The sequence below is a fragment of the Ensifer sp. LBL genome, from assembly GCF_050435225.1.
Lineage (GTDB): Bacteria > Pseudomonadota > Alphaproteobacteria > Rhizobiales > Rhizobiaceae > Ensifer.
Window position 1 is genome coordinate 674435 of sequence record NZ_JBNDJY010000005.1, and the last position, 26144, is coordinate 700578.

A 26144-nucleotide genomic window follows, 5' to 3' on the forward strand; every position below is an offset into this window, starting at 1 on the left:
ACCTCAAGGACATGCCGTTGCGGCGGCCGCATTTCACGCCTCACAGGTAGTGCGCGCGATTGCGGCTCACAAGTTGCGAGCCGCAAAGCCGAAGGCAGGACGGCGTCCGGAGTTATGCCCAGGGCGCACCGGCCGCCCATTCCGCCCGAATGGCCTCGATGAAAAGGCGGACTTTTGGAGAAACATGCTTTCGCGTCGGATAGACGACGCAAACCGGCGGCTCGTCGCGCTCGAATTCTTCGAGTAAGGGCACAAGCCTTCCTTCCCTGATGTCGCGGCCCACCAGGAATGCGCCCAGTTGCGCAACACCCATTCCGGCGAGGCAAGCATCGCGAATGGCTTCGGTGTTTCCGAGACGCAAGTTTCCCTGAACGCCGACGTCCCGGTCTTCGCCGCCCACCTTGTAGTGCCACGGCACTGGTCCGCTTGCGTGCTTGAAGCCGATCCTGTCGTGGCGCGTCAGCTCGTCGATCGTGCGCGGCGTTCCGCGTTGCTGCAAATAGTCAGGCGCAGCGCAGGTTATGAGCCGGTGCGACGCCAGGACCCGCCGCACGAGGCGACTGTCGGTCGGCCCGCCGATACGAACGGCAACGTCGATGCCGTCGCCGACGATGTCGCGATACTCATCCGAAAACGAGACCTCCGCGTCCACCTCGGGCCAGCTGTTCAGGAAGCGCTGGAGAACGGGCAGGATATGCAGCCTGCCGAGGGCGATCGGCACGTCGATGCGAAGGCGCCCTGTTGGCGCCTGGTGCCGCTGTGCCAGGGCGGACTCCGCGTCGTCCACTTCCGACAGGATCCTGATCGCATGTTCGTAGAAGAGTCGGCCCTCTTCGGTGAGGCTGACGCTGCGGGTCGTCCTATGAATGAGCCGCGTCGCCATATTGTCTTCAAGACGCGCGACGCATTTGCCGACCGCCGAACGGGAAAGACCGAGCCGCTCGGCCGCCAAGGTGAAGCTCTGGTCGTCGGCGACACGAACAAAGGCGCGCACATCGCCGAGATGGTCCAGCATCGCAAGATCCTATTGGGGACGAATCGTCCCTTTTGTTTCCATGACACGACAGTTTATCCAACTTTCGGAAACAGTAAACAATGCCTCGCAACGTCCCGGCAACGGGACATGGGATGGGCGCGGCGCCACATCGCGGCCCGCGCCCGAATGAACGAGGCAAGCGAATGAAACTCCAGGAAGAAACCGACGGTCTGCAATCAAAGGGAGGCACAAAGAGGGAAAATTGGCTGCCGGTCTATAACGCCGGCCTGGCGACCTTCTGCGTCGTGACGACCGAGATGCTGCCCGTCGGATTGATGACGCCGATCGCAGACGACCTTCAAACGTCGATGGGGACCGCCGGCCTGATGCTCTCGCTGCCGGCACTGCTTGCCGCACTCTTTGCGCCCACCGTCGTGCTCGTGGCCGGCAGGATCGACAGAAGGCGCATCCTGACCACGCTTCTGCTGCTGCTAGCTGTTGCGAACATCGTTTCGGCGCTCGCCAACACCATCGGCTTGCTTCTGGCAGCGCGCATCCTTGTCGGCTTTTGCATGGGCGGCATCTGGGCCGTTGCCGGAGGCCTTGCGCCACGGCTGGTGTCGGGCCGATCGATTGGGGTTGCGACAGCGATCATTTTCGGCGGCGTTGCGGCAGCTTCGGTTCTTGGCGTCCCGGTCGGGGCCATGATAGGTGATGCGGCGGGCTGGCGCTTCGCGTTTGCCGCAATGGCGGTCTTTTGCGGGATCGTGCTCGTGGTCAATCTCTGCGCCTTGCCTGCTCTGCCTGTCCATCAGGCCATCCGGCTCGGCCAGTTCGGCAATCAGCTCTCGAACCGCCGGATCCAGCTTGGTCTGGCCATCACGTTCCTGTTCGTTGCAGGGCATTTCATGGCCTACACCTTCATACGTCCGCTTCTGGAAGTTGTTTCCGGCATCGGCACAGAATGGGTCGGGCTCATGCTGTTTGCCTATGGAGCAGCCGGGATCGGCGGAAACTTTGTTGCCGGCCCCGTCGCCGCCAGGCGCACCGGCGCGACCTTGCTATGCATTGCCACAGCTCTTGCCGCCGTCCTCGTCGGTTTTGCCCTTTTCGGACACTCGCCTCTTGGCGGTATCATCGTCCTCATCTTGTGGGGCATCGCCTATGGCGGCGTCTCGGTCGCCTTGCAAACCTGGATGATGAAGTCGGCACCCTCCGACGTCGAAGTCGCAACGGCGCTGTTCGTCGCGATCTTCAACATCGCCATTGCCGTCGGATCCTTTGCCGGTGGGCGCATTGTCGATCAGTTCGATCTCGGCACCAACCTGCTCCTGGCGGGCATACTGCCGTCCCTCGGGATTCTGCTCGTGTTGAAAGCGAAACGTCCAGCCACTGGCCAAGGCTGATGGACCATCGGAGGCTTGGCGAGCGGATCGCATTCTTTCCGCCGGCGTGGACCGGGACGGCTGTCGTCCCGGCTCCAGCGGGCCGGACAATCTCTCGAAGAAATTCCTACTCCAGCTACGGGGAGAGAGCAGCAAAATCATTCCACAATAATACATAAAACACATAGACTATATGTGTAATGATCGGGACTTCTCGCCCATGATGCTGGCAACACGTGAGCCGGACCCGCTCCGCCCGCGAGGATGACAACGCTGGCTAAGCCCAGATTTCGACGGAGGATCCCATGCACAGTTCCATTTTCAGCCAGGCGTATCGCCGCCGCAGTGTGCTGAAAACGCTCACCGCTGCCGGCGCCCTGCCCTTCGTCGCGCCGCTTGCCTCCTCGACGGCGCTTGCATCCGGAACCAAATATGCCGGCCGCACGGTCAATCTCCTGATCATCCAGCCGCACGTCGTGACGGGCAAGAAGATCGCCGAGGATTTCGAAAAACTGACCGGAGCCAAGGTCAACGTCACGGCGGTGCCCTACGACCAGGTCAGCGTCAAGGCAACGCTGGACGTGCAGTCGGGCGCCAACCAGTTCGACGTCATCGACTATTTCTATACCTACAAGGGGCAGCTGGCCGACGATGGCGTGATCGAGGACGTCACCGATCTCATCGAGCGCGACAAGGCCGAGATCCAGCCGGAAGACTTCATCCCGACCATCTACGACCAGTACACGCTGCATGACGGCCGCCGTTATGGCTTGCCCTATGACGGTGACAGCCATCTGCTTTTCTATAACCGCGAGCTGTTTGACCGCTACGGCCTGAAGGCGCCGGCCACCTGGGACGAATACAACGAGAACGCTCGGGTGATTACCGAGGCGGAATCGAAGAACGGGATCTATGGTGCGGCGGTTCTGGGCGCGAAGATCCCGGTCATCATTCTGTCCACCTACGCCAACCGGCTCACCGGCTTCGGCGGCAACTTCCTGAAAGCGGACGGCACCTCGGCGCTCGACAGCACGGAGGCGGTCGAGGCTCTGAAGTCGCTTCTTGCGTCGGCACCCCACGCGCTGCCGACCCCACTCGAAACCCGCTTCGAAGAGGGGCTGCCAGCCTTTCTCAACGGCAAGGCGGCGCAGATCGACTTCTGGACCGATCTCGGCGGCTATGCGCAGGATCCCAAGGGCTCGAAGATCGTGGACAAGTGGGGCGTGGCGCGCATTCCCGTCGGCGGCAGCAACAAGACACCCCGCCTCGCCTTCAATGCCGGCTTTGGCTTTGCGATCACCAGCGGATCGAAGAACAAGGATGTCGCCTGGGATCTGATCAAGTTTGCGACCGGCAAGGACTACCACCAGGAGCTTCTGGCGCTCACCGGATCGGGCATCGACCCGGACCGCCAATCGGGGCTGAAATCGCAGAAGTTCAAGGACTTCCAGCCGCTGGTGCAACCGCTACTCGATGATGGCGCATTGGAAAACAGCCTGGCCTGGCCAACCGCCGTCTACGCGCCGAAACTCGAAAATGCATTGACCGACGAACTGGCCCTGGTGCTCGCCGGCACCAAAAGCGCGGAACAGGCGATCGCCGACGCCCACCAGGCCTGGACCGAAATCATCGAGACCAACGGCTGATTGCTTGCGGGGTGGCGCTTCCTCCCGGCGCCGCCCCGCCACTTTCTTTCAACGAGGCAAAAGACCATGAGTGCAAGATCCTTGCCGAAGCGCAGGCTCGGCCGAACCGATTTCGACATCACGCCCGTTGGCTTTGGCGCCTGGGCCATCGGTGGCCCCGATTGGGGATGGGGATGGGGAAGCCAGGACGATACCCGGTCGATCGCCGCCATCCGCCATGCGGTCGAGCGCGGCATCAACTGGATCGACACGGCACCCGTCTATGGCCTCGGCCATTCCGAACAGATCGTGCGCGAGGCGCTCTCGACCATCCCGCGATCCGAACGTCCGTTGATCTTCACCAAGGCCGGGCTGATCTGGGACCCGGACAACCGCAACGCTCTTCCAGCCCGCATCGGCAATGCCCAGTCCATTCGCCGCGAGTTGGAGGCTTCCCTGAAGCGGCTCGGCGTTGACGTCATCGACCTCTACCAGGTGCACTGGCCTGCCAATGACGGCACGCCGGTCGAGGACTATTGGGCGACGTTTGCCGAATTGAAGAAAGAGGGCAAGGTTAGGGCCATCGGGCTTTCGAACCACGATCGGGCGCTTCTCGAGCGCGCGGCAACGGTCGCGCCCGTCGATGTCGTGCAACCGCCCTTTTCGGCGATCAAGCGCCAGTTCGCCAGAGCAGAGCTGCCCTGGGTGCAGGCGCATGGCAGCGGCGTCATCGCCTACAGCCCGCTGCAATCGGGCCTGCTCACCGGCGCCTTTACGCCGGCGCGCGCCCGAGCCCTTCCGCAGGACGACTGGCGATCGCGCGACGAGGAATTTTCAGGCGAAGCGCTTCACCGGAACCTCGCTTTTACCGAAGGCTTGAGGCCGATTGCCGCGCGGCACGAAACGACGGTCGCTGCGGTCGCCGCCGCCTGGGCGATTTCCTGGCCCGGCGTTACCGGAGCCATCATCGGCGCGCGCGAACCGCTGCAGATCGATGGCTGGATCGATGCGGCAACCCTTGAGCTCACCCCCCGCGACCTCGACGATATCGAGGACATGTTGCTTGCCACCCGGGCCGGCAGCGGGCCGACGCGCCCGGATCTGGCCGAGGCCGCATGACCGCCTTTGCCGTCGAGGTGCTGGGACCCGCCGGTGCGGCCGGTGTCGCCGCGCGCAGCCACGCCCTTCGGGCGCGTCTCGGTCGGCTCGCCTGGATCGCGCCGGTCCTCGTCGCGCTGGTCGTCACGACGCTTTACCCGACCGTCTTTCTGCTGGCGCTCGCCTTCAGCAAGAGCACGCTCGGAAAGCCGTTCCGCGGCTTCGTCGGAATCAAGCACTTTGCAACGGCGCTTCAGGATCCGATCTTCCTTGCAGCCATCGGCAGAAGCGTCGCCTATGCGCTTGCGACCTCGCTGGTGCAGCTTGCGCTTGGCTTCCTGATCGCGCTGCTTTTCACGTCCCTGTTGAAGGCCGGCCGCTTCCTGATGAGCCTCGTGCTGTTGCCGCTGATGACCCCGCCCGTCATGGTCGGCATCGCCTGGAAGCTGATCTTCGCGCCGGCAGGCGGGCTCTTGAACGGCACCCTGATTACCTACGGCGTGATCTCCGAGCCGATTTCCTTTCTCGGCCACCCGACGCTCGCCTGGCTGGCAATCGGCGTAGCGGATCTCTGGCAATGGACGCCCTTCATCGTCATTCTCTGTTTTGCGGCCCTTTCCACGGTGCCTGAGAGCGTTCACGAGGCGGCGATGGTGGACGGGGCCAATGGCTGGCAGCGTTTCTGGCACATCACCCTGCCGCTGGTCGCCGCACCGCTTTCGTCGATCTATCTGCTGAAACTTATTTTGTCGTTCAAGCTCTTCGACCTCGTCTACATCCTGACCTTCGGCGGGCCCGGCTTTGCGACGACATCGGCCGGCTTTGCCATCTATCGGCGGGCGATCGAACAGTTCGACGTCGGCCGCGCCGCAGCCGAGACGATGATCTACGCGTTGATCATCGGACTTGTGACCTTGCCCGTCGTGCGACTGCACCAGCACTTCGAAAGGCGCGAACTATGAAACCCGCCGCGCGACATCTATGGCTCGGGCTTGCGGCAGCGCCGGTCGTCAGCTTCTTTGCCCTGCCCTTCCTCTATCTCATCGCGGTTTCCTTGAAGACGAAGGACGACGTGCTCAACGGCCGCTTCTGGCCGACGGCGCCGACGCTCACGAACTGGCCGGCGGCCTTCGAAGCGGCCAACATCCTCCGGTTCATTCTGAATTCCGTGATCGTGTCGCTGGTCTCGGGCCTGGTCACCATCGCACTGGCGCTGCCGTCGGCCTATGCCGTCCTCCGGCTGAAGATCGGTGGGAAGTGGCTGTCGGACGTTACGCTCTCGAGCTACATGGCCCCGCCGATCGTGGCGTTGATCCCGCTGTTTTTCCTGCTGAAGACAACCGGACTGCTCGATACGCGCGCCGGGCTTGTTCTCATCTACGGTTTCGCCAACGTGCCCGTCGCCTTCTGGTTGCTGATGCCGTTCCTGCGTCGCATGCCGATCGAAATCGAGCAGGCAGCGGCGATGGACGGCGCCGGTCCGTTGCGCACGCTGCTACAGATCGTCGTGCCGATCATCGCGCCGGGGATCGTCGCAACCTTCATCATCGTCACGGTCTTGTCCTACAACGAGTTCCTGTTTGCTTCCGCCTTCACCTTCTCCGACGCCACGCGGACCTTGCCGGTCGGCATCTCGCTCTTCCAGGGCGACCGGCTGGTGAATTTCGGCCAGATGGCAGCCGCTTCCCTGGCGGGCATCGCGCCGGTTTATCTGGTCGCGCTGTTCATGCAACGCTACCTCGTGAGCGGGCTTGCCCATGGCGGCGTGAAGTAGGGAGCGCCGGCGGCAAGCTACCGGGCAATGGGAGGGTTGAGCGCCTGCTCGGCCCCGGCTTTCGGCTTCTTGTCGGTCCATTGAGGCGGTGCGCCGTATTTGGCTGCGATCGCGCCGACCAGACCCGGCGCCCGCCCGAAGGCATCGCATGCGGCATATTTGGGTTTGCCGCCCAACCAGGACTGCACGCGCTGCCGGGTTGGCAGCGAGATATCCAAGGCCTTCGGTTCCTTGCCGGAAATCAGCACCTGCGAAAATTCGTTGGCGAATTTCGTCGCAAAGCTATAGGCGTCGCCGACTTCGGAAACACGGGGCTTGTCGAGGATCGAATTCGCGCCCCTCGCCCAAAGCATCGCAGCGATTTGCGCGCCACCGGCATCGACAGCTTCGGCCTCGACGGCCAGGCCCCCGAGGCCTACAGGCAATCGCGGCACGCTGACGGGGAGCACGAACCCGGTGCCGACGGTCACGGCCGTCGAAACCCCTGCGAGCGCCTTGTCTGTCGGAACAATATCGGCGACCACGGAGCGAACCGTCAGATCAGCAGGCTGATCGGCGGAAACCATCTGATATCTGTCGCTGAGCGCGACGCAGAGCGCGCGGTCGAGAGCGTTCGAGACCAGGTCGCGATCGGCACCGGACTTGATCTTGGAGGCGGCGGCAAGGGAAAACATCGTCGGCGCGATGCGGATGGTTCTTACGCCGGCCAGGCGTTGTCCCTCGACGTAGAGGCGTTTCTTCGCCACCATGCCTTTCGACGGGCCGAGCTTGCTATAGGAGGTCAGCGTCCCCGCCTCCTTCAGCGGAACCGATTGGCATCCGGCCAGGGCCACCGAGAGTAGTCCTGCCAGGCCCACCGCGCGGGCCGGGACGAGTGATGAGAAAACCCTATTAAGCGATTGAATTAAAAAAACTTTTAGCACTTTCCATGATCTCCGTTGGCATGCAACGGCGACCTTGGGGATGGACAATTGCTACAGAATTACAAGCTGGTTCGAGCTGTCACCGGGAAAAGCTGTCGTGGCGAGGGCCCGGGCGCAAGGGTGACGCTGACGCAGTGTGGAAGCCTGTCGCCGATCAGAGGTGGACGGCAACCTTGGTTCCGTTCGCTGTACTCGTGAGGCTGACGCGGCCCCCGTGGTTGGAAACCACCTGCTTCACGAGGCTCAAACCAAGACCCGCGCCCGTTTCTTTGGGAGAAACCCTGTAAAACGGCTCGAAAACGAGTTCCTGATGCTCGGCAGGTATGCCAGGTCCTTCGTCGGAAACCTCGACGCGCCCATCGCTTGAGACGGAGACGGCAATCAGGCCGGCATTGCCGCCGTGATCGATGGCGTTTCGGACGAGGTTGTTGACCGCGCGCAAGACGGCAGGTGGGTTGCCCTTTCGCGCAAGCGTCTCCACGTCACTGTGGAATGACACCTGATAACCTCCCGCGATCGCCAGCGGGGCGAGATCGGCGACGGCCGATCGCGCGATATCGACCAGATCCATCGGCTCGTCCAGAACGAGCGCCTGGTCGTTGCGCTCGAAGTCCAGAAGCTGCTCTGCCGTTTCGGCGAGCCGGGCGACATCATCCATCAGGCGTGTTCTCTCCCGGCCCTCAGGCATGCCATCGATGCGCGTCTGCATGATCGCAATGGGGGTTCGCAGTTCGTGGGCCGCATCGATCAGGAAGCGCCGCCGCTTTTTGGACTCGTCCTCAAGGCGCTCAAGCGCGCCGTTGAATGCGATCAGAACCGGGGCGACCTCGTTCGGGATGCCCGCGAGCGGAAGGCGCGTTCCGTGGCGGCGAGGATCGATCCGCGATGCTTCGTCGGCAACCTCGCTCACCGTCGCGAGAGCACGCCCGACGATATGAGGAACGGCAAGAAAAATCGCCGGGAGAGCACTGGCGATCAAAGACAGGTAGATCGGGTAGGCCTTGGCCAAGAGAGCCAGGGCGCCCCAGCCCTTGTCCGCTACGCCGCCAAACAGGATCCGCACTTCGCCAGCCGGCGTCTTCGCGTTTTCGATCGTCGCAATCTCGCGGGTGGTTGCGGCTCCCCTGATATCGGCTTCGTCGAACAGGTGGATTACCTGTGGCAGTGCGGCATAGGCGGGCGGAATAGACCCATGGGAGGCGAAGGCACCGCTGGTGGTCGCGACCACGAACCACAAGGCACCGTTTTGTGCCTTGAGCGCCGCCAGGTCTTCGGTTTCGGAAAGCTGCATTGCACCATCGCTGCCCCGGCCTACGGCACCGGACACGACCGAGACGACCGTCCCTTCCATCGCCGTGTTCGGCGACATGGCCGTGGTTGCCCAGATACAGAGCCCAATGATCACCGAGGCGACGACGGCGATGATCACGAGGCTCAATTGCCAGCTGAGCCGCCACCAGAGCGATGGATTGCGTCTTGCCGCCTGGCCCATCATCACTCTTCCTTCAGGAGGTAGCCGACCCCACGGATGTTGTGGATCGAGACGCCGGCGCCAGCATCGGCCAGCCGCTTGCGCAGCCTTGAAATGTGGGCGTCGATCGCGTTCGACTGGATCTCTTCTTCGTAGTTGTAGACGGCAGCTTCGAGCGTCGAGCGAAGAACGGTCTTGTCGCGGCGCCTGGCAAGCGCCTGGAGCACGAAGAGTTCGCGCCTCGGGACGTCGAGCTTCACGTCATCGACGGTCACGGTGAGGTTCAGCGGATCGAGCGCCATGCGCCCGACCTTGATCTCAAGTTCAGCGAGTGCCGCGGGACGGCGCAACACGGCGCGCAGGCGTGCCATCAGTTCCTCGACGAGAAAGGGCTTGCCGAGATAGTCGTCCGCCCCGATGTCGAGGCCTTCAACCCGCTCCATCGGCTCGTTGCGCGCCGTCAAGACGATGATCGGCGCGTCCTGGCCAATGCGCCGCAATTGCGGGATGAAGCTGAGCCCTTCGCCGTCGGGCAAGCGGCGGTCGAGAAGAATAGCGCCGTAGTCGTTCTGACGGGCAAGCTCGGCTGCGTCGGCGAGATGGGTCGTATGGTCGATGACGATGCCATATTTGCTGAGCGCCACAGCCAGCGCCGCCGCCAGTTCCCTCTCGTCTTCGATCAGCAATATCCGCATCGGCACCCCATGGCTTCGGCCTTCCGAATCTGCCGCAAGAATTACAGCAGCATTACGGAAACCACGGGGCGGCCGAGCGTAACATTGTTGCAATTGTTGGGACCTAGCAAACGCGTCGAGCCGCCCTCGCGAGATCTGCACGAGAGGGGCGGCCTTCAACGAACCGGAAAGGAACAGGAAGCATGACGGCGTCAAAAGCGGAGTGCGCTTCCGCAACGGAATTGCAAACGGTCAATCGGCGGAATGCGTATCGGGCCGCCCGATGACCCGCAGACCCCTGCTGCGCTTCCTCCTGCGCTCGTTCCTGTCGGCCCTTTTTCTCGCCGCCTTCCTGGCGGGCCCGGCGATTATTCTGATCCTCACGTCCGATCGAATTGCGATGTAGCGCGCCACGGATCAGATCCCCGACGGCCATTTGACCGAACTCGCCAATTAGAACGTCGCCGCACGAATTGCTTCGGGCTCGTTCACGACTCTTGGCTGGTATCTTCGCCGGACGCGGGTGCCGGAGCATTCTTGGCTTCCATCGCCGCTTCGATCTGCTTGATGACCTTGACGGCCTCCTGGAGGATTGCCCGCATCTCGTCGTCGTAGAGATGCACCGGCATGCCCCCGGCGCGGATGACGTCCATCGTTTCGGCTGACTCCACGATGCGATTGGGCTGCCCCAGCAGCTCCCAACCTTCCTTGATCGTGACATAGGCCCGGGAGACAAGACGGAGCTTTTCGCCCTCCGTCAGCATGTGAACATCGCGCGCGGCGCGGGTCAGTTCGGCAATGACGTCTTTCGTGCTTTTCATGAGACACCTTGGCGATGCAAGTACCGCGGTGCAACCAACTCATCCATTCATAGTAACTAATGTATAGATTGCGGAAAACAAGGCCCAACACCCTCACGCGACCGTTCTGGCATGGGCAAGCCGAGGCCCTGAAATCCGGTCGCATCCCAAAAATGCGTCACCGGGAAACACGTCCAATCGCATCAACCGCTTCTTAATCCTTTGTTGACCATAATCTCCGTTGAAGAGCCGAGCCGCCGGTCGTGACCGCCGGTGGATTGTACCTCGTTTGAATCGGAAGCCGCTGTGTCTGAGTATCCTGTAACTGCGTATCCAGAGCCTGCCTCGCCTGCCGTCGTCAGAGGCGTCAAGCGTATCGCCCGGTGGGCCGCACGAGCGGCCGCAGTCACCTCCCTTGCAGCGTCCGCCATGGCGTTCACCAGCACGGCGGCGTCGGCAGAAGTCCGGTCGCTTAAGCTATTCTTCACGCACACCGGCGAGCGCGCGACGATCACCTTCAAACGGGACGGCAAATACGACCAGAAGGGGCTGGCGCAGATCAACCGTTTCCTGCGCGACTGGCGCAGGAACGAGCCTGCCCGCATGGACCCGCGTCTCCTCGATCTCGTCTGGGAGGTCTATCAGCGCGCCGGCGGCAAGGACTACATCAACGTCGTCTCGGCCTACCGTTCCCCGGCCACCAACAGCATGCTGCGCGGCCGCTCGCGCAGCACCGGGGTCGCCAAGAACAGCCAGCACATGCTGGGTAAGGCGATGGATTTCTATATCCCGGGCGTGAAGCTTACCCGGCTGCGGGAAATCGCCATGCAGATGCAGGTCGGCGGCGTGGGCTACTACCCCACGTCAGGATCACCCTTCGTGCATCTCGACGTCGGAAACGTGCGCGCGTGGCCGCGGATGTCGCGCCAGGAACTCGCCCGCGTCTTCCCGAACGGAAAAACCCTCCATCTTCCCGCCAGCGGCGGGGCTTTGCCAGGTTATGACCAGGCGATGGCCGACTACAAGCGACGGGTCAAGGCAACCTCGATCGTCGCTGCAAACAGCGCCGGTCCGGCAAAAGTCAAAGGCAGAGAAACCTCCGACAACACACTACTGACCGCGATGCTTCCAACCCGCAAGAGCCGCGGAGAAGAAGCCCTCGAGCTTCAGACGATGCGGAAGGAAGCTGCCGAAAAGTCGCCATTCTTCGACCTTGCGGCGATCAGCGTCCCGCTGCCGACGCTGCGCGCCACGGCGACCGCCGCGACCGTTACGCCCACCCCCACGCCTGAGCGCGCGCTTCCCACGAACGTCTCGGCTTTCGTTCCCTCCTCGTCGTTCAAGGTCGCGCTTGGCGTGGGCATGATGCGCCATCCGGCTGCAGGCGAAAGCAGCCTCACCGGCCCGGCGTCTGCAAAAGCCGAATGGACAATTCGCGACGCCGCGCTCTTCAAATGGGCACTGGCACCGGCCAAGGAGCTTGAGCGACTGGCCCTTCCGGCAAACCTGGAGCTTTCGGTGGCAAGCGCCGACGATACGCCGCGCGTTCCGAAGCGCACGTCCCCGGCCGGCAAGGAAGACAAGAGCTTCAACAAGGAGCGCTTCTGGTCGGACGGCTGATACCGGACCGATCGTCAGCGCTCAAGGCTCGATGGTCGGGTCCGCCGTACCACCAAGCCTGCGCCACACCGGCAGCCGATCCGATGATCACGCCGCTGTTCTTCGCCTGAGCAGGCGCGACCCCGCACCCGCCATTGCCGCGCCTAACGCGGCCGCTCGGGAAAACGTGTCGGAACGGCCGTGTTTCCTCAGCGACCGCGACCGCCGCCGCCACGTCCGCCACCGCCGCCGCGGAAGGCAGCTCCACCGCCGCGCCCGCCTCCTCCGTGGAAGCTGCCGCGGTTGCCACCCTGGAAACCGCCGCCGCTGTAACCGCCACCACGGTCAAAGCTCTGGAAGTTCCGGCCGGACTCCTGATAGAGCCGCCCATAATTGCGGCTGAGTTCGTTCTGGTTGCCGAATTGCCGTCCGGCACGATCGAAGGACAGATGATCCGGCGCCCGTTGGCGAACCTGCGGGCTGCGGCGCGGTGTCGTTCTCGTCTCGGCCCGGTTCTGGATACGCTGTGCGGCTTGGGGCCGGTTGGATATCGCGCCTTGGGCGGCATTGCGCAGGTTTTCCCCGTTCGGCCGCTGAACCGGTTGCCAGCCATCCGGCGTGTGCTTCTGCCATTGGCCGTCCTGACGGCGATAGACGCTGCCATCTCGGCCGGCATAGACGTCACCGCCCTTGCTGCCGACGATGAAGCCCTTGTCGCCTTCCGAATTTCGCCAGCGCAGGCCGCCGGCACTGCCGGTCGATCCGCCGCTGATGCGCGCGAACTCACCACCGTGCTTGACGGCTACACTGCCCCACGAGCCGTAGACATTCTGCCCGCCCCGCGCGACCATCGCGTTGCCCGTGCGTGGATTGTAGGCAGAAATGAAACCGCGCTCGCCGCCGGGACCCGCCACCGCACCGCCGCGGAACCGTGTGCCCGTGACTGGGTTATAGGCGGCGCCGAAGACCAGGCCCCTTTCCGGGCCATAGGCGTAGCCATAGCGCCCGAACGTACCGTAGGCCGGGTTGTATGAGGCGCCGAACCCGTAGCTGATCGGCGGCGGATAATAGGGCCAATCGTCGTCGTAATAGTCCCAATAGGGCGGATAATACCAGCCCGAGCCCCAGACGACGGTGTCCCAGGCAAGGTAGGTGTAGAGATAGCCGAGCGTGTAGCCGTACCAGATGGCATCCGGCTCCGTGTCGTAGATGCGGACATAGGTCGCGTTATAGACCGGAGACGACGATGGGATCGTGTAGATCTCATCGGCAACGGCGCGGGCAACGGCAAAGGGCCCGGTCGGCGTATCACCGACGAACCAGATACCGTCTTTCAGAACGTAGTACTTGTCCGCAACCTTAATGACCTGCTCGTTGGCGTTGACGGCATAGAACATCGACGTGCCTTCGATCGGCTCGAACTTCGGCTCGCCATTGTAGTGCACATCCACCTTCAGCGATCCATCGGTCGAAACCCGTGCGAGCTTCGGAATGCTCGCCCGCAGACGCGCCATTGCGCTTTCGGACGTGCCGGGGACCGACGCGCGCACGGCCGAGTAGGAGGCGTCGTCGGGCAGGTTCACGAAATCATCTGGCAGATCAGGCGTGGCAAAGGTCCAGGGACCTTCGAGCGACGTTGATGAAAACCACCGTCCGGACAGAAGCGTGTACCACGTCTTGCTGGCCCGATGGAAAAACACCGAGCTGGTCGTGTTGGATACCCAATCCAGCCCCGTACCCGCGATCGGTTCGAGGGCCGGTTTTCCCTCAAAGATCAGAAGCTCCGCCGGCTTCTCCGAATAGAAGACCTTCGGAAGCTGATTATCGCTGAAGGGCGTGGGCGGAAGGGCAGCCTTTACCCCTTTCCAGTTGTCGATCTCCGGCAGCTTGGAAAAGACGTCCGGCACCGATGCCGCCGCAACCCAACCGCTCTCCAGGGCCTTCGACGTCAGCCAGTTCTTTTCGCTCCGCAGATAGTAGTCTGCCGACTGATCCAGCTTGAAGAGATCCCAGTTCGTGTTGACCACGAAGGAGAGGCCCTCGACACCCTTGACCGGAGCCATCACCGGCTTGCCGTCCGTCTGCACCAGGATGGCCGGCGTTTCACTGACAAAGATCGGCGGCGGATCGGCCTTGATATCGGGGATATCGGCGAGGCGCTGGAAGTCCGCAAGGCTTGCCGCCAGGCGTTGCTGCGACACGACGATCGGATCGGTCGGGACAAGCTTGCCGATGTCGAGCGCAAGGTCCGCAAGCTGTTGCCGGTCCAGGGCGGAAAAATCGAGCCGCGTGGTGCGCACATCCGTCAGCGTGACGTTTTCCGTTGCCTCGTCGGCCACGGTCTTGGCCGAAAGCCCGATGATGCCATAGATCGGCTTGGCGTCGGCGGATGGTTTGAGCTCGGTGGCGACAAGGGCTTCGAGCTCCTTGAAATCCTTCCAGGACGTGATCTGCGGCTGGAAGAGCGTGATCGTCGCGCCCTTTTCGGTGGTGAACATCCTTGGCCAGGCCGGCGCGGTGGCATCGGACTGGTTGAGATACTTGCCGGCCACGAAGCCGTTTGCCCCGACATAACTCACGGCGCACCAGGAGGCTTCTGCGTCGCATTCCTTGATGTCGACTTCCTCGCCCTGGGGGATCACGCGCATCGCGTCAAATCCGGTTCCCGGCCCCACCCTGAAATTCACGTTTGCAGTCAGGATGGCAGGATCTGCAAAGGCTGAAGTTGAGAAGAACGAAGCGATCGTCAGGTACGCAAGAAGTCTACGCATGATCACATTCCCTTCCTGGGTGTCTAAGCTGTTCGAAATCCCTGCATGCCGGAGTGCCACTGAAAACGGGCCTTGACGACAAAGGCGTCCCGCGTTTTCAGCCGGTTAAAGTCGTACAATTTCAGGATCATTGCACATTCGGCGACAGGTGCAACCGCAAGACAGCAGACCACACGATCGTGGCTGCGTTTCCGCCAGGCCGGACTCAGCCACCTGCCTGTTGCAGAATATGACGCGCGCGCTCGATGATCGGCGCATCGACCATGACGCCGTTGAGCGCAAAGGCGCCACGACCGTCTGCCTGAGCCGTCTTCGCTGCGTCGATCACGGTCTTTGCCCAGGCGATCCGTTCTGGGCTCGGCGCGTAGGCCTCGTTCAGCACTGGGACCACGGACGGGTGGACACAGCTCGCGCCGTCAAATCCGTGGGCCTTCGCCTCACGAGCGGCTGCCTTCAAGGCATCCAGCCGCCTGTAATCGGCAACCGTCAGAAGCATCCCGAAGGAGAGCTTTCCTTCCGCCTTGGCAGCAAGGTGGACCATCAGTTTCGGAAGGCGCAAGACGTCTGGCAGGGGTTCTGCGCCCATGCTGGTCGCGATGTCTTCGCCACCGGCAGCAAGGCCGATCACACGGCTGACGCGCGCAATCGCGCGCGCATCGAGAACGGCGCCTGCATCCTCAAGGAGCGGCACGAAGGCGACCGGCGGCCGGCCGATCCGCTGCTCAATCGGCTCCAGATGCGCTGCAATATCCTCTAGCTCCTGCGGCGACCGGGCTTTCGCGACATAGAGGCCGAAGGCGCCGGCAAGGCAGGCGGCCTCTGCATCCGCCATGCGCAGTTCCGGCGCCGAATTGATGCGGACGAAGACGGTCGCGCCACCGCGTCCCACCTGCGCCACGGCGCCCTTCAGCCCATCCCTAGCGGCCTGCTTCTGCTCCAGGGCGACGGAATCCTCCAGGTCGAGGATGATCGCATCCGCGCCGCGCTCGTGCGCCTTGGCGATGAACGTCTCGGACGAGGCCGGGACGTAGAGAAGGGAGCGAAGCCTCACGCGGCCTCCCCTTGGACAATCGTCGCGATCGCGCCGCTATCCAGTCCCGCCTCAGCCAGAACTTCGGCCGTGTGCTCCCCAAGCGCTGGTGCAGGCCTCCGCCAGACACCCGGCGTCTCGGAAAGCCGCGGAACGATGTTGTGCATTGGCAGGCTGCCGAACTCGGCGTCCTCGACATCGACGATGATTTCGCGCTCGGCGAAATGGGGGTCGGACGCGGCGTCTGCAATGTTGTAGATCGGCCCGACCGTCGCACCGGCGTCGCGCATGATCTTCAGCGCCTCGTCATGGTCATGCCGGGCAAACCAACCGCCAACGGCCTCGTCGACCAGGTCGCGGTTTTTGACGCGCTCCGAATTGGTGGCAAAGCGCGGGTCCTGGTTCATGTCGGCGCGGCCGATGATCTCGAAGATCCGCCGTGCGACCTGGGGCGTCGATCCGGACAGTGCCACATACTTTCCGTCGCGGCAGCGGTAGACGTTGCGTGGGGCGGCCGTGTTGGAGGCGCTTCCGACGCGCTCCTTGATCTTGCCGGTCGTCTGATAGATCGCCGCCTCCGGCCCGAGCACCGAGAACATCGGTTCCAGCAGCGACAGGTCGATAACCTGCCCTTTTGCGTAGCCGCGATCGCGCGCAAGCAGCGCGGTCACGGTGGCCGAGCTGCCATAAACACCGGCGATCATGTCGGCAAGCGCCAGCGGCGGCAGCACGGGCTCGCGATCGGGAAAGCCGGTACGGTAAGCAAAACCGCTCATGCCTTCGATGATGGTTCCAAAGCCCGGAAACTGCGCGTAAGGCCCCGTCTGGCCGAAACCGGAAATGCGCACGATGATCAGGTTGGGATTGCGGTCGTGCAGCGCTTCCGGCGAAAGCCCCATGCGCTCAAGCGTTCCCGGCCGAAAGTTCTCGATGAAGACGTCGGCCGTATCGATCAGCGCCCAGAGCGCCGTCATCGCCGCCTCCTGCCGGAGGTTCAGAACGACGGAGCGCTTGTTGCGGCTATAGGTCTTCCAATAGAGCGAGTGGCCATCGTCCTTCCAGTCGCGGAGCGGATCGCCTGCCGGCGGCTCGATCTTGATGACGTCGGCGCCGGCATCGGCCAGTTGCAACGACAGCATGTTGCCGGCAACGAGCCGGGAAAGATCAAGGACCCTCGTGCCTGCAAGCGGTCCCTTGGCATCGGGATCGAACTGTCGCTTCGCAAATCCGCTCATCGAAGGCGCTCCCCGGTGTCCTTGTCGAAGAGCAGAACCTTGTCTGCATCGATCGTCAGCGTCACGTCCTGACCGGCTGCAAGCAGCTTGCCGCCGTGGACGACGACCGTGATATCCTGGCCGCCCATGTCGACGACGATTTCCTGGTCCTCGCCGGTCGGCTCGACCAGGCTGATGCGGCCCGGCACGCCCGTTGTTCCAAGCGTGATGTGTTGCGGGCGAATGCCGCAGACGACCCGCTTGCCCGCCTCCACCTTTCGCCCGAGCGGCAAGGAGACGCCATCCCGGGTCAAGGCCGTCTTACCCTCGGAGATCGCCTCGATCAGGTTGATCTCCGGCGAGCCGATGAAGCCGGCGACGAAGAGGTTGGCGGGATCGTTGTAGAGGTCGAGCGGGGCGCCCGCCTGCTCGATCTTTCCGCCGTTCATGACCACGATCTTGTCGGCCATGGTCATGGCCTCGGTCTGGTCGTGGGTGACATAGACCATCGTGCGGCGCAGCCGCTGATGCAGCTTCTTGATTTCGCTGCGCATCTTCACGCGCAGCTTGGCATCGAGGTTCGACAGAGGTTCGTCGAAGAGGAAGGCGCGCGGGTCGCGCACGATGGCGCGACCCATGGCGACACGCTGACGCTGGCCGCCGGAGAGTTCGCGCGGCAGGCGGTCGAGCAGCTTTTCCAGACCGAGGATTTCGGCCGCCTGGGTCACCCGCTTCTCGATCTCCGCCTTCGGCGCGCCGGCGAGCTTCAAGGCGAAGCTCATGTTCTCCGCGACCTTCATGTGCGGATAGAGCGCATAGGACTGGAAGACCATGGCGATGTCGCGCTCCTTGGCCGGCATGTCGTTGACGACCTTGCCGCCGATGGTGATCTCGCCGGCTGAAATATCCTCCAGCCCGGCGATCATGCGCAACAGCGTAGACTTGCCGCAGCCCGAGGGGCCGACGAGCACGACGAATTCACCGTCGCCCATTTCCAGCGAGATGTCGTTGAGCACGGCAACACTGCCGTAGCTCTTGCCGACACTTCTAAGCTCTATCTCGGACATGTTTCCTCCCTTTCTTTCCGCCCGCAGTTAGCGCTCGGCAACCTCGAGCCGGCCGATCGACATGCGCCCAGCAGACGCCATGCGAAGGCCAGCCATGCCGTAGCGTAGCGTCGCATCATCAGCCTGAAGCACCCGCTCGCCATCAATGGTGAGCGTCAGCTTGCCGCCAACGACCGTGAGATCGATCGCATAGCTCCGGCCGTATTCGATACGGAACGGGGCGTGGGCGAGGACTTTCGTGCCGTGGTCTTCGAGCAGGATCACGGCTTCGCCGTTCTCAAAACCGGCGGCATAAAAGCGGCTCGTACCCTGAGCCCGCGCCACCACCAGATGCGAAGCGCCTGAGTGCGGCTGAAGCTCGGCCTTGACGCTGACGTCGCGGAGATAGGCGTTGCCCGTCCAGGCGTCCGCGTCGGTAGCCGTATGGGCATGGATGCGACCCTGTTGCAGGCTCCAATGGCCGCGGTTCCAGGTGAAGCGGGTGATGCCGCCCCATTCATGCGCTTCCTTCGCCGGGTCGATGACGGCGCGGCCCTTGCCGGAGACGGAGAAGTCCGCAAGGAACAGCCGGCCGAGGAACTTCAGTCGGCCGAAATACTCGACCAGGATGCCGACCTCGTCGACCGCCTCGCCATTGCCGTCGGGGATGGTGAAGGCGTAGTCCTGCCAGCCGCTCGCCGACGGCACGTGCCAGGCGCCGGTTTCCTGGATGGTGCCGCTCATGGCGCGGCGGACATAGGGGGCCACGCGCAGGTTGCCGTCACCGTTCCACGGGTCGAGCCAGAGTTTGAACGACACCGTCTGGCCGTCATCGGCAAGCGGCGTGAACATCGGGCGGTAGCGTTCATCGTCGAAGTCGGAACGGCGATAGAAGGGCTTCCAGAAGATGCGACCACCATGCCCGCGCTCGAGGCGGTCGAGCAGGATCTCCAGCGATCCCTTGGCATTGTCCGTATGGCGTTCCGCCGATGCCTTGACGGCGATCTGGTTGAACGGCTCGGTGCGGAAACCATGGGTGGCGCCCGGAGCGTCGAAATCGAAGCGAACGCCGCGGCGCTCGAAATCCTCGACCCAGAGTGCTGGAGCTTCCCGCCCCTGCAGGCGCAACGCCAGCACAGTCAACTCGCGGGCAAAGGAGGGAATGTCGACGACGTTGACTGTACCCGTCACGCCCGAAGCGACGACGAAGTCGTTGATCGGCTTGCGGTACTTGTCCCAGCCCGGTTGCACCTGCTGCAGAGTGCCGACGATCGCACCGGCATTGCCGGCGTTGCAGTCCGTGTCCCAGCCGGCCATCGTCGCGATCTCGACGGTGCGCGGCAGGTCGCCCTGGCCGTAGATCAGGCTCATGATCAAAACGCCGGCATTCGGAATGATGTGGCAGACGCCGGGATAGCGGTCATAGCCCCAATCCGCCGTCAGCATGTCACGGCAGGCGCGCCAGTCGTTCCGGTTGGCTTCGTGGAAGCGAAGCACCGCGCGGGAAACCTTGGCATAGAGGGAGTCGGCCGGGATTGTCGCGAGACCCGTGTCGATGACGTCCTCGATGTTCTTGGCAACAAACGCCTGGGCGATGGCTGCGGCGCAGAAGCGGGCGCCATGCAAGCCCTCGCCGTCATGGGCGACACTTGCCGCAAGCGCCGAGGCTTCGGCCGCCTTCTTCGGGTCGGCCGGATGCACCCAGCCCCAGCTATCGATGAAGATCTGGCCGCCGATCTGTTCGGCAACCGTCGTGCCGTTCTGGGCGATCGAGCCGGATTGCGGCGCCGGGATGCCGGCACGCAGGTTCTGATAGGCGGTATGCTCGGTCGAGTTGCCGAAGCCGCCCCACCAGTACATGCCGTGTTCTTCGGCTGCATAGTTCAGCCAGGTCTTGCCGACCTCTTCGGCGGTGGCGCCGAGGCCGTAGTCGCGCAGCGCCCGGATGAAATAGACCGGGCCGTTGGTGTCGTCGTCGGCAGCGAAATTCTTGAAATCGCGCAGATATTCCGTCACCTCGCCATAGGTGTCCCGGATGCGTTCATAGCTCCAGATCGTCGGCTCGACGGGTGCGCCCAAGCGCACGCCGATCGCCTTGCCGATAAAGCCGGAATAGATACGCTCGAAGATTTCTGTGGTGCTGAGCATCGGATACTTTCGAATTCTAGAGACTGGAAACCTGGGTGAACTCGGGAGCGGCAAAGAGGTCCGCGCGCGCCGCGGCCCGCGCCGTTTCGCGTTTGTGGTCGGCTGCCTGGATTGCGGTCACCGTTGCGGTAAAGGCATCGGCCGATCGGTAGAGATCGAGCTTGTTGACGCGGTCGAGCTGGGAGACCATGGCCCGGTCGATAATGCTTTCGCCGTACATGGCGCCGAGGATCGCGCCGGCCATGACGCCGATCGAGTCCGTGTCGCGGCCGGAGTTGATGCCGTCGATGATCGACTTGTAGAAGTCACCGTCATTGACGACGGCAAAGCCGAGCGCCAGTGGCAGTTCCTCGATCGCGTGCAGACGCGACGGCTGGTAGGCGTCGGTGGCAATGCCGGCCTTCTGTGGCGTGTGCTGCACGTCGTCGCCCATCGGCGAATAGCGCGCGATGATGCGGTGGAATTCGGCGACGACAGTGGCGTGATCAGCACCCTTCAATGAGCGCGCAGCCTCGACGATATCGGCGATCGCGTCACGCGTTCCGTCCTTGGCCACGGCCAGCGTTTCTTCGATGACCGCATCGAGCGTGGTGCCCGGCACGAAAGCGGCAGCGACTGCTGCTGCCAGTACGCCGGCAGCCTCCAGGCCGAAACTCTGCTGGTGGCCGGAGGCAAAGGCGATTGCCTCGTCATAGGCCGCCTTCGGATCACAGGCATTGGCGACGCCGATCGGCGCGATATACATCGCAGCACCACAGTTCACCATGTTGCCGACGCCGCCCTGGCGCGGGTCGCAGCCCGAAAGCTGATGGCGCTGGAAGATCCACTTCTCCGGGTAGAACAGACGCTCGATCAGCATCGTTTCGCGCTGCAGTTCCGGCACCCAGCGCGGCGTCCAGGCGATCTCGCGCACCATGCCCGACGCCATGTCCCAGGCATCGAGGTGGCGCTTGACGTCGTCGTAGATCGACATGACGCAAAGGGTCATCAGCGTATCGTCGGTGACGATGCCACCGCCACGCACACGGCCGTTACGGGCCGCCTCGCTCTGCTTCATGCGGTGCCACTCGGTATCGAGTGACGCCACCCGGCCATAGCGCTCGCGGATTTCCGCGGCGGAGAGTTTTTCGACCGGCGCCCCGATGGCGTCGCCGTAAGCGACGCCAAAGAGAAGCGCCCGAACCCGTCCCTTGAGGGAGAGCCCTTGAGCATCATTTGTCATTGAGAACCGTCCTTGCATATTCGGTCATTTTCTCGCCGCCGGCGGCGTTCCACTCGGAAACGAACTGGTCCCACTGGTCCATCTTGGCTTCGCCGGAAACGAACTTGTAAACCCAGGCCCGGTAGACGTTTTCGGTGGCGTCGATGTCGGTGGCGTATTCAGCAGGCCAGACGAACGCGTTGTCCGGCTTGAAGTCGGCTGAGATCGTCTTCAGCGATTGCTGCGCGGCTTCGCTGAGCCACTGAACCGGTGGCTGCCAGTTGGCGGCAACGAGGAAACGGGCATACCAGGTGGCGAGCTTGTCGGTCGGCTTGATGGTTTCGCCGTCCTTTGTGTACTGCTCACCCTCGAAGCCGAGCCGCTCGATCGCCTGGCCCTCGGGGCTGGCGATGAAGTCGAGCAGCTTGACGACCTCTTCCTTGTGTTCGGAGGTCGTCGCGATCGCGAGACCGCGCGCTTCCTTGGAGACGTCGAGCGCCATCAGGCCCTGGCCGCCAGGACCCTTCGGTGGCGAAAGCAGGCTCAGGTTCACACCGGGATGGGCCTGGCGCATCTTGCCGCCATAGATGTCGATGACTTCCGCGGAGGAACCGAAGATCACGCCGGCACGGCCGGAGTAGAACTTGTCTTCCTTCACGTCCCACTTGGTGGTGATGAATTCCGGATCGTAGAGGCCCTGCTCACGCAGCGACGCGTAGAAGCCGATCTTTGCCTTTTCCGCAGCTGAAACGCGGGCATGGATCCACTCGCCGGCCTCGTTCTTCATCCAGGTGCCGGTCACGCCGAAGGCCTGGTTGAAGATGGCATCGAGTTCCTGGGTATTGTCGGCGGTGGTCACGCCGTAGCTGTCGGCCTTGCCATTGCCGTCGAAGTCACCGTCCTTGATCGCCTTGAAGAGCGAGACGTAGTCGTCGGTCGTCTTCGGCGCCGCAACGCCAGACTTTTCCAGCCAATCGGTGCGGATCACCGGCTGTGGCATGCGCGGCGGGTAGACATAGAGCAGATAGGGGTAGTTCTTCAGCCGCTCGACATTGTGCGGGAAGAGCGCGTCCTTCAGATAGGTCGTCTTCGGCAGCCAGTTGTTCCAGTCCTCGAGCACGCCCTGCTCGGCCATCTTGGTGTCGCCACCCTGGAAATAGATGAGGTCGGGGATATCGCCGGACAAAAGCATGGCGCTGAGCTTGTCGGCATAGCCCGAAGACGGCAGGTCGATGACCTGGATATGGATGTCCGTGCCCTTGGCCTTCAGCGCTTCCTCATAAGCCTTCATCAGCTTGACGTCGTCCGGATTGCTCGTCGTCAGGTCTTTCGAGACGACCCGGATCGTCACCGGATCGGCGAAGGCGGGCATGGCAACGCTCGCCATCAATGCCATGGCGGTGGTTGCGCCAAGGATCAGTTTTCCAAGCATGTTTGTTCCTCCCAATATGCTTTGGCTTTTATCTCTGGGTTCTGCATCATCAGCCCTTCAGCGCACCGCTCATGGTGCCCTTGGTGAAGAACTTCAGAATGAGTGGGTAGATCGCGAGGATCGGCGCGATGGTCAGCAGGATCATGCCGGCCTTCAGCGCGCGAATATTGATCTGGCTCGCACCGGTGTAGTTGTTGCTGTCGACGACCCCGACCATGGCGAGCTTGTCGCCCTCGACCACGAACTGGCGCAGCACCACCTGCAGCGGCCACTTCGACTGGTCGTTGAGGTAGATCATCGCCCGGAAGAACTCGTTCCAATGGAAGACGAAGTAGAAGAGCGCGATGGTCGCGAGCGCCGACTTGGCGAGCGGCAGCGCCACGTACCAGAAGATCTGGAAGGGATTGGCGCCATCGAGTTCGGACGCCTCGATCAGTTCCTTCGGCACTTCCTCGAAGAAGCGTACAAGAATGATCAGGTACCAGGCGTTGACGACCTTGAAGAGGATCAGCGACCAGTAGCTGTCGAGCAGACCGAGGCGCTTGTTGATGAAGTAGTCCGGGATGATGCCGGGCTCAAAGACGATCGTGACGAGCACGAAGACGAAGATGATGCGCCGGCCGGGCAGACCGGGACGCGAAAGCGCCCAGGCCATCAGCGCCGTCAGCACGACACCAAGAAAGGTGCTGACCAGCGTGATGAAGATCGAGTTGAAGAGACCACGCTGGACCGCGGAGTTGTTGATCAGCAGGTTCCAGACTTCGGTCGAGAAACCATTCGGGACGACCGTCAAGCCGCTCATGCCGGCAACCTTGCCCGGATCCGAAAAGGAGATGGCGAGCAGGTTCAAGAGCGGCTGGACCGTCAGGACGACAAGGAACATGAGCGTCGAGACGATGATCGCATATTCGAGCCGCTCGAGCGGCGTTCTGCGAACGTTGTGGGCGGCCATCACCATACCCCCTTGCCAGTAAGACGTTTCGAGAGAAGGTGGGCGGCGACGATCATCAGCATGCCGAGCAGGGCCTTGAAGAGACCCGCGGCCGTTGCCAGCGAGTATTCGCCGGTCTGCAGGCCGATGCGGTAGACATAGGTGTCGATGATATCGATCTTGGCGCGCACCACGTCGTTGGAGAAGTTGATCACCTGATTGAGGTCGGCGTTCAGGAACATGCCGGCATTCAGGATGAAGAGTGTCGCAATGGTCGGCACGATGCCCGGAATGGTGACGTAGCGGATCTTCTGCCAGCGGTTGGCACCGTCGATCTCGGCCGCGTCATAGAGTTCCTGGTCGATGGCGATGATGGCGGCGAGATAAAGCAGGCTGTCCCAGCCGGCGGAGCGCCAGATCTCCGAGAAGACCAGGACCCAGCGGATCGAACCGGTATCGGTCATGAAGGAGACGGGCTGCAGGCCGAAGAAACCAATGACATCGTTGACCGCACCGTCGCTTGGCGAGAGCACGGCAATGAACACGCCGGCGATGACGACCCAGGACAGGAAGTGCGGCAGGTAGATCGCCGACTGGATGAACTTGCGAAAAGCGCCGCCCCGAATCTCGTTGAGCAAAAGCGCAACGATGATCGGGATCGGGAAGAAGAAGACGATCTTCATCGTCGAGATGATCAGCGTGTTCGCCAGCACCTGCCAGAAGATCGGCGAGGAGAACAGCGTCTGGAAATGCTTGATCCCGACCCAGATGTTCGGCGGAATGATGCGCAGCTGCTCGAAGGCGATCTTGGCTTCCCAGATCGGGAAGTAATGGAAGATCACGAAGAAGATCAGGCCCGGCGCCATCATCAGGTAATAGGGCCACCATTGCCGCACGCTTTTCGTGAAGCTTTGCCGGTGGACTTTGGGAACGTTCCCACTTTGTGGCATGGCTGCATCCGCTACAAGATCGTTGCTTACGGTCATTGTTACCTCCCTGCCGCCGCGCGCACGGGTGCCAAGGCCGAGACATCGGCAAGCGAACCGCGCTCGACCAGTCGGCACGGCAGAAAAATCCGGCCGTGCTCCGGGCGACCGGCAATCTGATCGAGCAGGCATTCGACCGCGCGAATGCCGATCTGCCGACCAGGCTTTTCGATCGTCGTCAGCCCCGGCCAGGAGAAGGCTCCCGCCGGAATGCCATCGAAGCCGAGAATGGAAATATCCTCCGGACACCGAAGCCCTGCCTCGCGAACGGCGATCATGGCGCCGAGCGCCATCAGATCGTTGGCGACGAAGACGGCGCGGCTGCCTCTCCACGGCCCGGCAAGCAAGCGCCCCATGGCCTTTCGTCCGCCTTCGACCGTGTAGTCGGATTCTTCGACCTGCAGGATGTCGGGATCGAGGTCGCGCGCCACGCAATGCTCGTGCACGGCGCGCAGAAACCGCGCGCGTGCAAGACGCGACCGCGGACCGAGCATCAGAGCCGGCGCCGAGTGTCCACGCTCGACGAGAATGTCCATGCCGAGGCGGACTGCCTGGGCAATGTCCGAACCGACGCTCAAGGTGTCGGGGAAACGCTCGGCGCTCGACCCGATGAAGACGAAGGGCAAGCCGAAGCGATCGAGATCATCGAAATTGTCGGCGACCGGGTTGATGATCGCGCCATCGACGCGGGCGCGACGCAGGGCGCGCAGATGCGTCGCTTCCTTGCCGGCGTCCCAATCCGACGAGAAGACGAGGAGCGAAATGTCGTCCTTGGCGGCGCGATCCTGGGCGCCGCGGGCGACTTCGGCCCAGAAGGGGTTGGTGATATCGGGAATGACCAGGCCGAGCAGACCGCTGCGCCCCGAGCGCATGCCGACGGCCAGATGATTGCGCTCGTAGCCGGTGGCCGCAACGGCCTTCAGCACGCGATCGCGGGCCTCGTCGGAAATGCTGGCAGAACCGGCCAGAACCCGCGCAACCGTGCTCTTCGAGACCCCCGCCCGTTCCGCGACGTCGATAATGGTGGCCCGCTGCCGGGGTCCGTTCTTCATGTTTCCTC

Annotated in this window: 22 protein-coding genes; 7 read left to right on the top strand and 15 right to left on the bottom strand. The window is 62.9% G+C overall.

Going from position 1 to position 26144, the window contains the following annotated elements; translation table 11 throughout:
* Window positions 1–112: 112 nt before the first annotated feature.
* The gene (locus OKW20_RS23055) at window positions 113–1015 is read right to left on the bottom strand and encodes a LysR family transcriptional regulator (RefSeq protein ID WP_043612101.1); all 903 of its coding nucleotides are present in this window, start codon (window positions 1013–1015) and stop codon (window positions 113–115) included.
* A gap of 164 nt (window positions 1016–1179) precedes the next feature.
* On the opposite strand from OKW20_RS23055, the gene OKW20_RS23060 reads away from it, so the two are divergent.
* From OKW20_RS23060 to OKW20_RS23080, 5 genes are all read left to right on the top strand, one after another.
* Window positions 1180–2382 carry an MFS transporter gene (locus OKW20_RS23060; protein ID WP_429175722.1) on the top strand — a complete coding sequence of 401 codons (1203 nt, stop codon included), beginning with the start codon at window positions 1180–1182 and terminating at the stop codon, window positions 2380–2382.
* Between the two features lie 284 nt (window positions 2383–2666).
* The gene (locus OKW20_RS23065) at window positions 2667–4007 is read left to right on the top strand and encodes an ABC transporter substrate-binding protein (RefSeq protein ID WP_429175725.1); all 1341 of its coding nucleotides are present in this window, start codon (window positions 2667–2669) and stop codon (window positions 4005–4007) included.
* Between the two features lie 66 nt (window positions 4008–4073).
* Window positions 4074–5105 carry an aldo/keto reductase gene (locus OKW20_RS23070; protein WP_429175728.1) on the top strand — a complete coding sequence of 344 codons (1032 nt, stop codon included), beginning with the start codon at window positions 4074–4076 and terminating at the stop codon, window positions 5103–5105.
* Entirely contained in the window at window positions 5102–6046 is a 945-nt protein-coding gene (locus tag OKW20_RS23075) for a carbohydrate ABC transporter permease (protein WP_429175730.1), read from the top strand. The genes OKW20_RS23070 and OKW20_RS23075 overlap by 4 nt, the downstream gene beginning before the upstream one ends.
* A complete protein-coding gene (locus tag OKW20_RS23080) occupies window positions 6043–6858 on the top strand; it encodes a carbohydrate ABC transporter permease (RefSeq protein WP_429175734.1) in 816 nt (271 codons plus the stop codon). The genes OKW20_RS23075 and OKW20_RS23080 overlap by 4 nt, the downstream gene beginning before the upstream one ends.
* 17 nt (window positions 6859–6875) lie before the next feature.
* On the opposite strand, the gene OKW20_RS23085 is transcribed toward OKW20_RS23080, so the two are convergent.
* From OKW20_RS23085 to OKW20_RS23095, 3 genes are all read right to left on the bottom strand, one after another.
* Entirely contained in the window at window positions 6876–7715 is an 840-nt protein-coding gene (locus OKW20_RS23085; protein ID WP_429175834.1) for a DUF3313 domain-containing protein, read from the bottom strand.
* Window positions 7716–7935: 220 nt separating this feature from the next.
* On the bottom strand, window positions 7936–9276 hold the full coding sequence (locus OKW20_RS23090; protein ID WP_429175737.1) for a sensor histidine kinase: 1341 nt from the start codon (window positions 9274–9276) through the stop codon (window positions 7936–7938).
* Window positions 9276–9947 (bottom strand): response regulator transcription factor, encoded by a 672-nt coding sequence (locus tag OKW20_RS23095; protein ID WP_043612112.1) that lies wholly within the window; start codon window positions 9945–9947, stop codon window positions 9276–9278. The genes OKW20_RS23090 and OKW20_RS23095 overlap by 1 nt, the downstream gene beginning before the upstream one ends.
* 262 nt (window positions 9948–10209) lie before the next feature.
* Between OKW20_RS23095 and OKW20_RS23100 the strand changes: the two genes are divergently transcribed.
* Window positions 10210–10332, top strand: a complete 123-nt coding sequence (locus OKW20_RS23100; RefSeq protein WP_256364273.1) for a hypothetical protein — start codon at window positions 10210–10212, stop codon at window positions 10330–10332.
* A gap of 82 nt (window positions 10333–10414) precedes the next feature.
* Here the strand turns inward: OKW20_RS23100 and OKW20_RS23105 are convergent, their stop codons facing one another.
* Window positions 10415–10747 (bottom strand): hypothetical protein, encoded by a 333-nt coding sequence (locus OKW20_RS23105; RefSeq protein WP_429175740.1) that lies wholly within the window; start codon window positions 10745–10747, stop codon window positions 10415–10417.
* 408 nt (window positions 10748–11155) lie between these two features.
* Here OKW20_RS23105 and OKW20_RS23110 point away from each other — a divergent pair, with 408 nt between their 5' ends.
* Window positions 11156–12346, top strand: a complete 1191-nt coding sequence (locus OKW20_RS23110) for a DUF882 domain-containing protein (protein WP_429175742.1) — start codon at window positions 11156–11158, stop codon at window positions 12344–12346.
* Between the two features lie 188 nt (window positions 12347–12534).
* Here OKW20_RS23110 and OKW20_RS23115 read toward each other — a convergent pair whose 3' ends face one another.
* The 10 genes from OKW20_RS23115 to OKW20_RS23160 all read right to left on the bottom strand — a co-directional run bounded on the left by OKW20_RS23115 (window position 12535) and on the right by OKW20_RS23160 (window position 26136).
* A complete protein-coding gene (locus OKW20_RS23115) occupies window positions 12535–15096 on the bottom strand; it encodes an SH3 domain-containing protein (RefSeq protein WP_429175744.1) in 2562 nt (853 codons plus the stop codon).
* A 205-nt stretch (window positions 15097–15301) separates the two neighbouring features.
* Window positions 15302–16147: an HpcH/HpaI aldolase/citrate lyase family protein gene (locus tag OKW20_RS23120; protein ID WP_429175747.1), complete on the bottom strand. Its 846-nt coding sequence runs from the start codon at window positions 16145–16147 to the stop codon at window positions 15302–15304.
* Window positions 16144–17361 (bottom strand): CaiB/BaiF CoA transferase family protein, encoded by a 1218-nt coding sequence (locus OKW20_RS23125; protein WP_429175751.1) that lies wholly within the window; start codon window positions 17359–17361, stop codon window positions 16144–16146. The genes OKW20_RS23120 and OKW20_RS23125 overlap by 4 nt, the downstream gene beginning before the upstream one ends.
* Window positions 17358–18407, bottom strand: coding sequence for an ABC transporter ATP-binding protein (locus OKW20_RS23130; RefSeq protein WP_429175754.1), 1050 nt, complete (start codon window positions 18405–18407; stop codon window positions 17358–17360). Before OKW20_RS23130 ends, OKW20_RS23125 begins: the two co-directional genes overlap by 4 nt.
* A gap of 27 nt (window positions 18408–18434) precedes the next feature.
* The gene (locus OKW20_RS23135; protein WP_429175757.1) at window positions 18435–20534 is read right to left on the bottom strand and encodes an ADP-ribosylglycohydrolase family protein; all 2100 of its coding nucleotides are present in this window, start codon (window positions 20532–20534) and stop codon (window positions 18435–18437) included.
* Window positions 20535–20550: 16 nt separating this feature from the next.
* A complete protein-coding gene (locus OKW20_RS23140; protein ID WP_429175759.1) occupies window positions 20551–21756 on the bottom strand; it encodes an ADP-ribosylglycohydrolase family protein in 1206 nt (401 codons plus the stop codon).
* Complete coding sequence (locus tag OKW20_RS23145; RefSeq protein WP_429175762.1) at window positions 21746–23167, bottom strand: extracellular solute-binding protein; 1422 nt, start codon at window positions 23165–23167, stop codon at window positions 21746–21748. The genes OKW20_RS23140 and OKW20_RS23145 overlap by 11 nt, the downstream gene beginning before the upstream one ends.
* Window positions 23168–23216: 49 nt before the next feature.
* The gene (locus tag OKW20_RS23150) at window positions 23217–24119 is read right to left on the bottom strand and encodes a carbohydrate ABC transporter permease (protein ID WP_291151043.1); all 903 of its coding nucleotides are present in this window, start codon (window positions 24117–24119) and stop codon (window positions 23217–23219) included.
* A complete protein-coding gene (locus OKW20_RS23155) occupies window positions 24119–25084 on the bottom strand; it encodes an ABC transporter permease (protein ID WP_429115093.1) in 966 nt (321 codons plus the stop codon). The genes OKW20_RS23150 and OKW20_RS23155 overlap by 1 nt, the downstream gene beginning before the upstream one ends.
* 2 nt (window positions 25085–25086) lie before the next feature.
* Window positions 25087–26136: a LacI family DNA-binding transcriptional regulator gene (locus OKW20_RS23160; RefSeq protein ID WP_429175767.1), complete on the bottom strand. Its 1050-nt coding sequence runs from the start codon at window positions 26134–26136 to the stop codon at window positions 25087–25089.
* Window positions 26137–26144: the final 8 nt, after the last annotated feature.

Excerpts from the sequence above, each read along its gene's own strand:
- OKW20_RS23055 (WP_043612101.1), bottom strand. The coding sequence starts at position 1,015 with ATGCTGGACCATCTCGGCGATGTGCGCGCCTTTGTTCGTGTCGCCGAC.
- OKW20_RS23060 (WP_429175722.1), top strand. The coding sequence starts at position 1,180 with ATGAAACTCCAGGAAGAAACCGACGGTCTGCAATCAAAGGGAGGCACA.
- OKW20_RS23065 (WP_429175725.1), top strand. The coding sequence starts at position 2,667 with ATGCACAGTTCCATTTTCAGCCAGGCGTATCGCCGCCGCAGTGTGCTG.
- OKW20_RS23070 (WP_429175728.1), top strand. The coding sequence starts at position 4,074 with ATGAGTGCAAGATCCTTGCCGAAGCGCAGGCTCGGCCGAACCGATTTC.
- OKW20_RS23075 (WP_429175730.1), top strand. The coding sequence starts at position 5,102 with ATGACCGCCTTTGCCGTCGAGGTGCTGGGACCCGCCGGTGCGGCCGGT.
- OKW20_RS23080 (WP_429175734.1), top strand. The coding sequence starts at position 6,043 with ATGAAACCCGCCGCGCGACATCTATGGCTCGGGCTTGCGGCAGCGCCG.
- OKW20_RS23090 (WP_429175737.1), bottom strand. The coding sequence starts at position 9,276 with ATGATGGGCCAGGCGGCAAGACGCAATCCATCGCTCTGGTGGCGGCTC.
- OKW20_RS23095 (WP_043612112.1), bottom strand. The coding sequence starts at position 9,947 with ATGCGGATATTGCTGATCGAAGACGAGAGGGAACTGGCGGCGGCGCTG.
- OKW20_RS23100 (WP_256364273.1), top strand. The coding sequence starts at position 10,210 with ATGACCCGCAGACCCCTGCTGCGCTTCCTCCTGCGCTCGTTCCTGTCG.
- OKW20_RS23105 (WP_429175740.1), bottom strand. The coding sequence starts at position 10,747 with ATGAAAAGCACGAAAGACGTCATTGCCGAACTGACCCGCGCCGCGCGC.
- OKW20_RS23110 (WP_429175742.1), top strand. The coding sequence starts at position 11,156 with ATGGCGTTCACCAGCACGGCGGCGTCGGCAGAAGTCCGGTCGCTTAAG.
- OKW20_RS23115 (WP_429175744.1), bottom strand. The coding sequence starts at position 15,096 with ATGCGTAGACTTCTTGCGTACCTGACGATCGCTTCGTTCTTCTCAACT.
- OKW20_RS23125 (WP_429175751.1), bottom strand. The coding sequence starts at position 17,361 with ATGAGCGGATTTGCGAAGCGACAGTTCGATCCCGATGCCAAGGGACCG.
- OKW20_RS23130 (WP_429175754.1), bottom strand. The coding sequence starts at position 18,407 with ATGTCCGAGATAGAGCTTAGAAGTGTCGGCAAGAGCTACGGCAGTGTT.
- OKW20_RS23135 (WP_429175757.1), bottom strand. The coding sequence starts at position 20,534 with ATGCTCAGCACCACAGAAATCTTCGAGCGTATCTATTCCGGCTTTATC.
- OKW20_RS23140 (WP_429175759.1), bottom strand. The coding sequence starts at position 21,756 with ATGACAAATGATGCTCAAGGGCTCTCCCTCAAGGGACGGGTTCGGGCG.
- OKW20_RS23145 (WP_429175762.1), bottom strand. The coding sequence starts at position 23,167 with ATGCTTGGAAAACTGATCCTTGGCGCAACCACCGCCATGGCATTGATG.
- OKW20_RS23150 (WP_291151043.1), bottom strand. The coding sequence starts at position 24,119 with ATGGCCGCCCACAACGTTCGCAGAACGCCGCTCGAGCGGCTCGAATAT.
- OKW20_RS23155 (WP_429115093.1), bottom strand. The coding sequence starts at position 25,084 with ATGACCGTAAGCAACGATCTTGTAGCGGATGCAGCCATGCCACAAAGT.
- OKW20_RS23160 (WP_429175767.1), bottom strand. The coding sequence starts at position 26,136 with ATGAAGAACGGACCCCGGCAGCGGGCCACCATTATCGACGTCGCGGAA.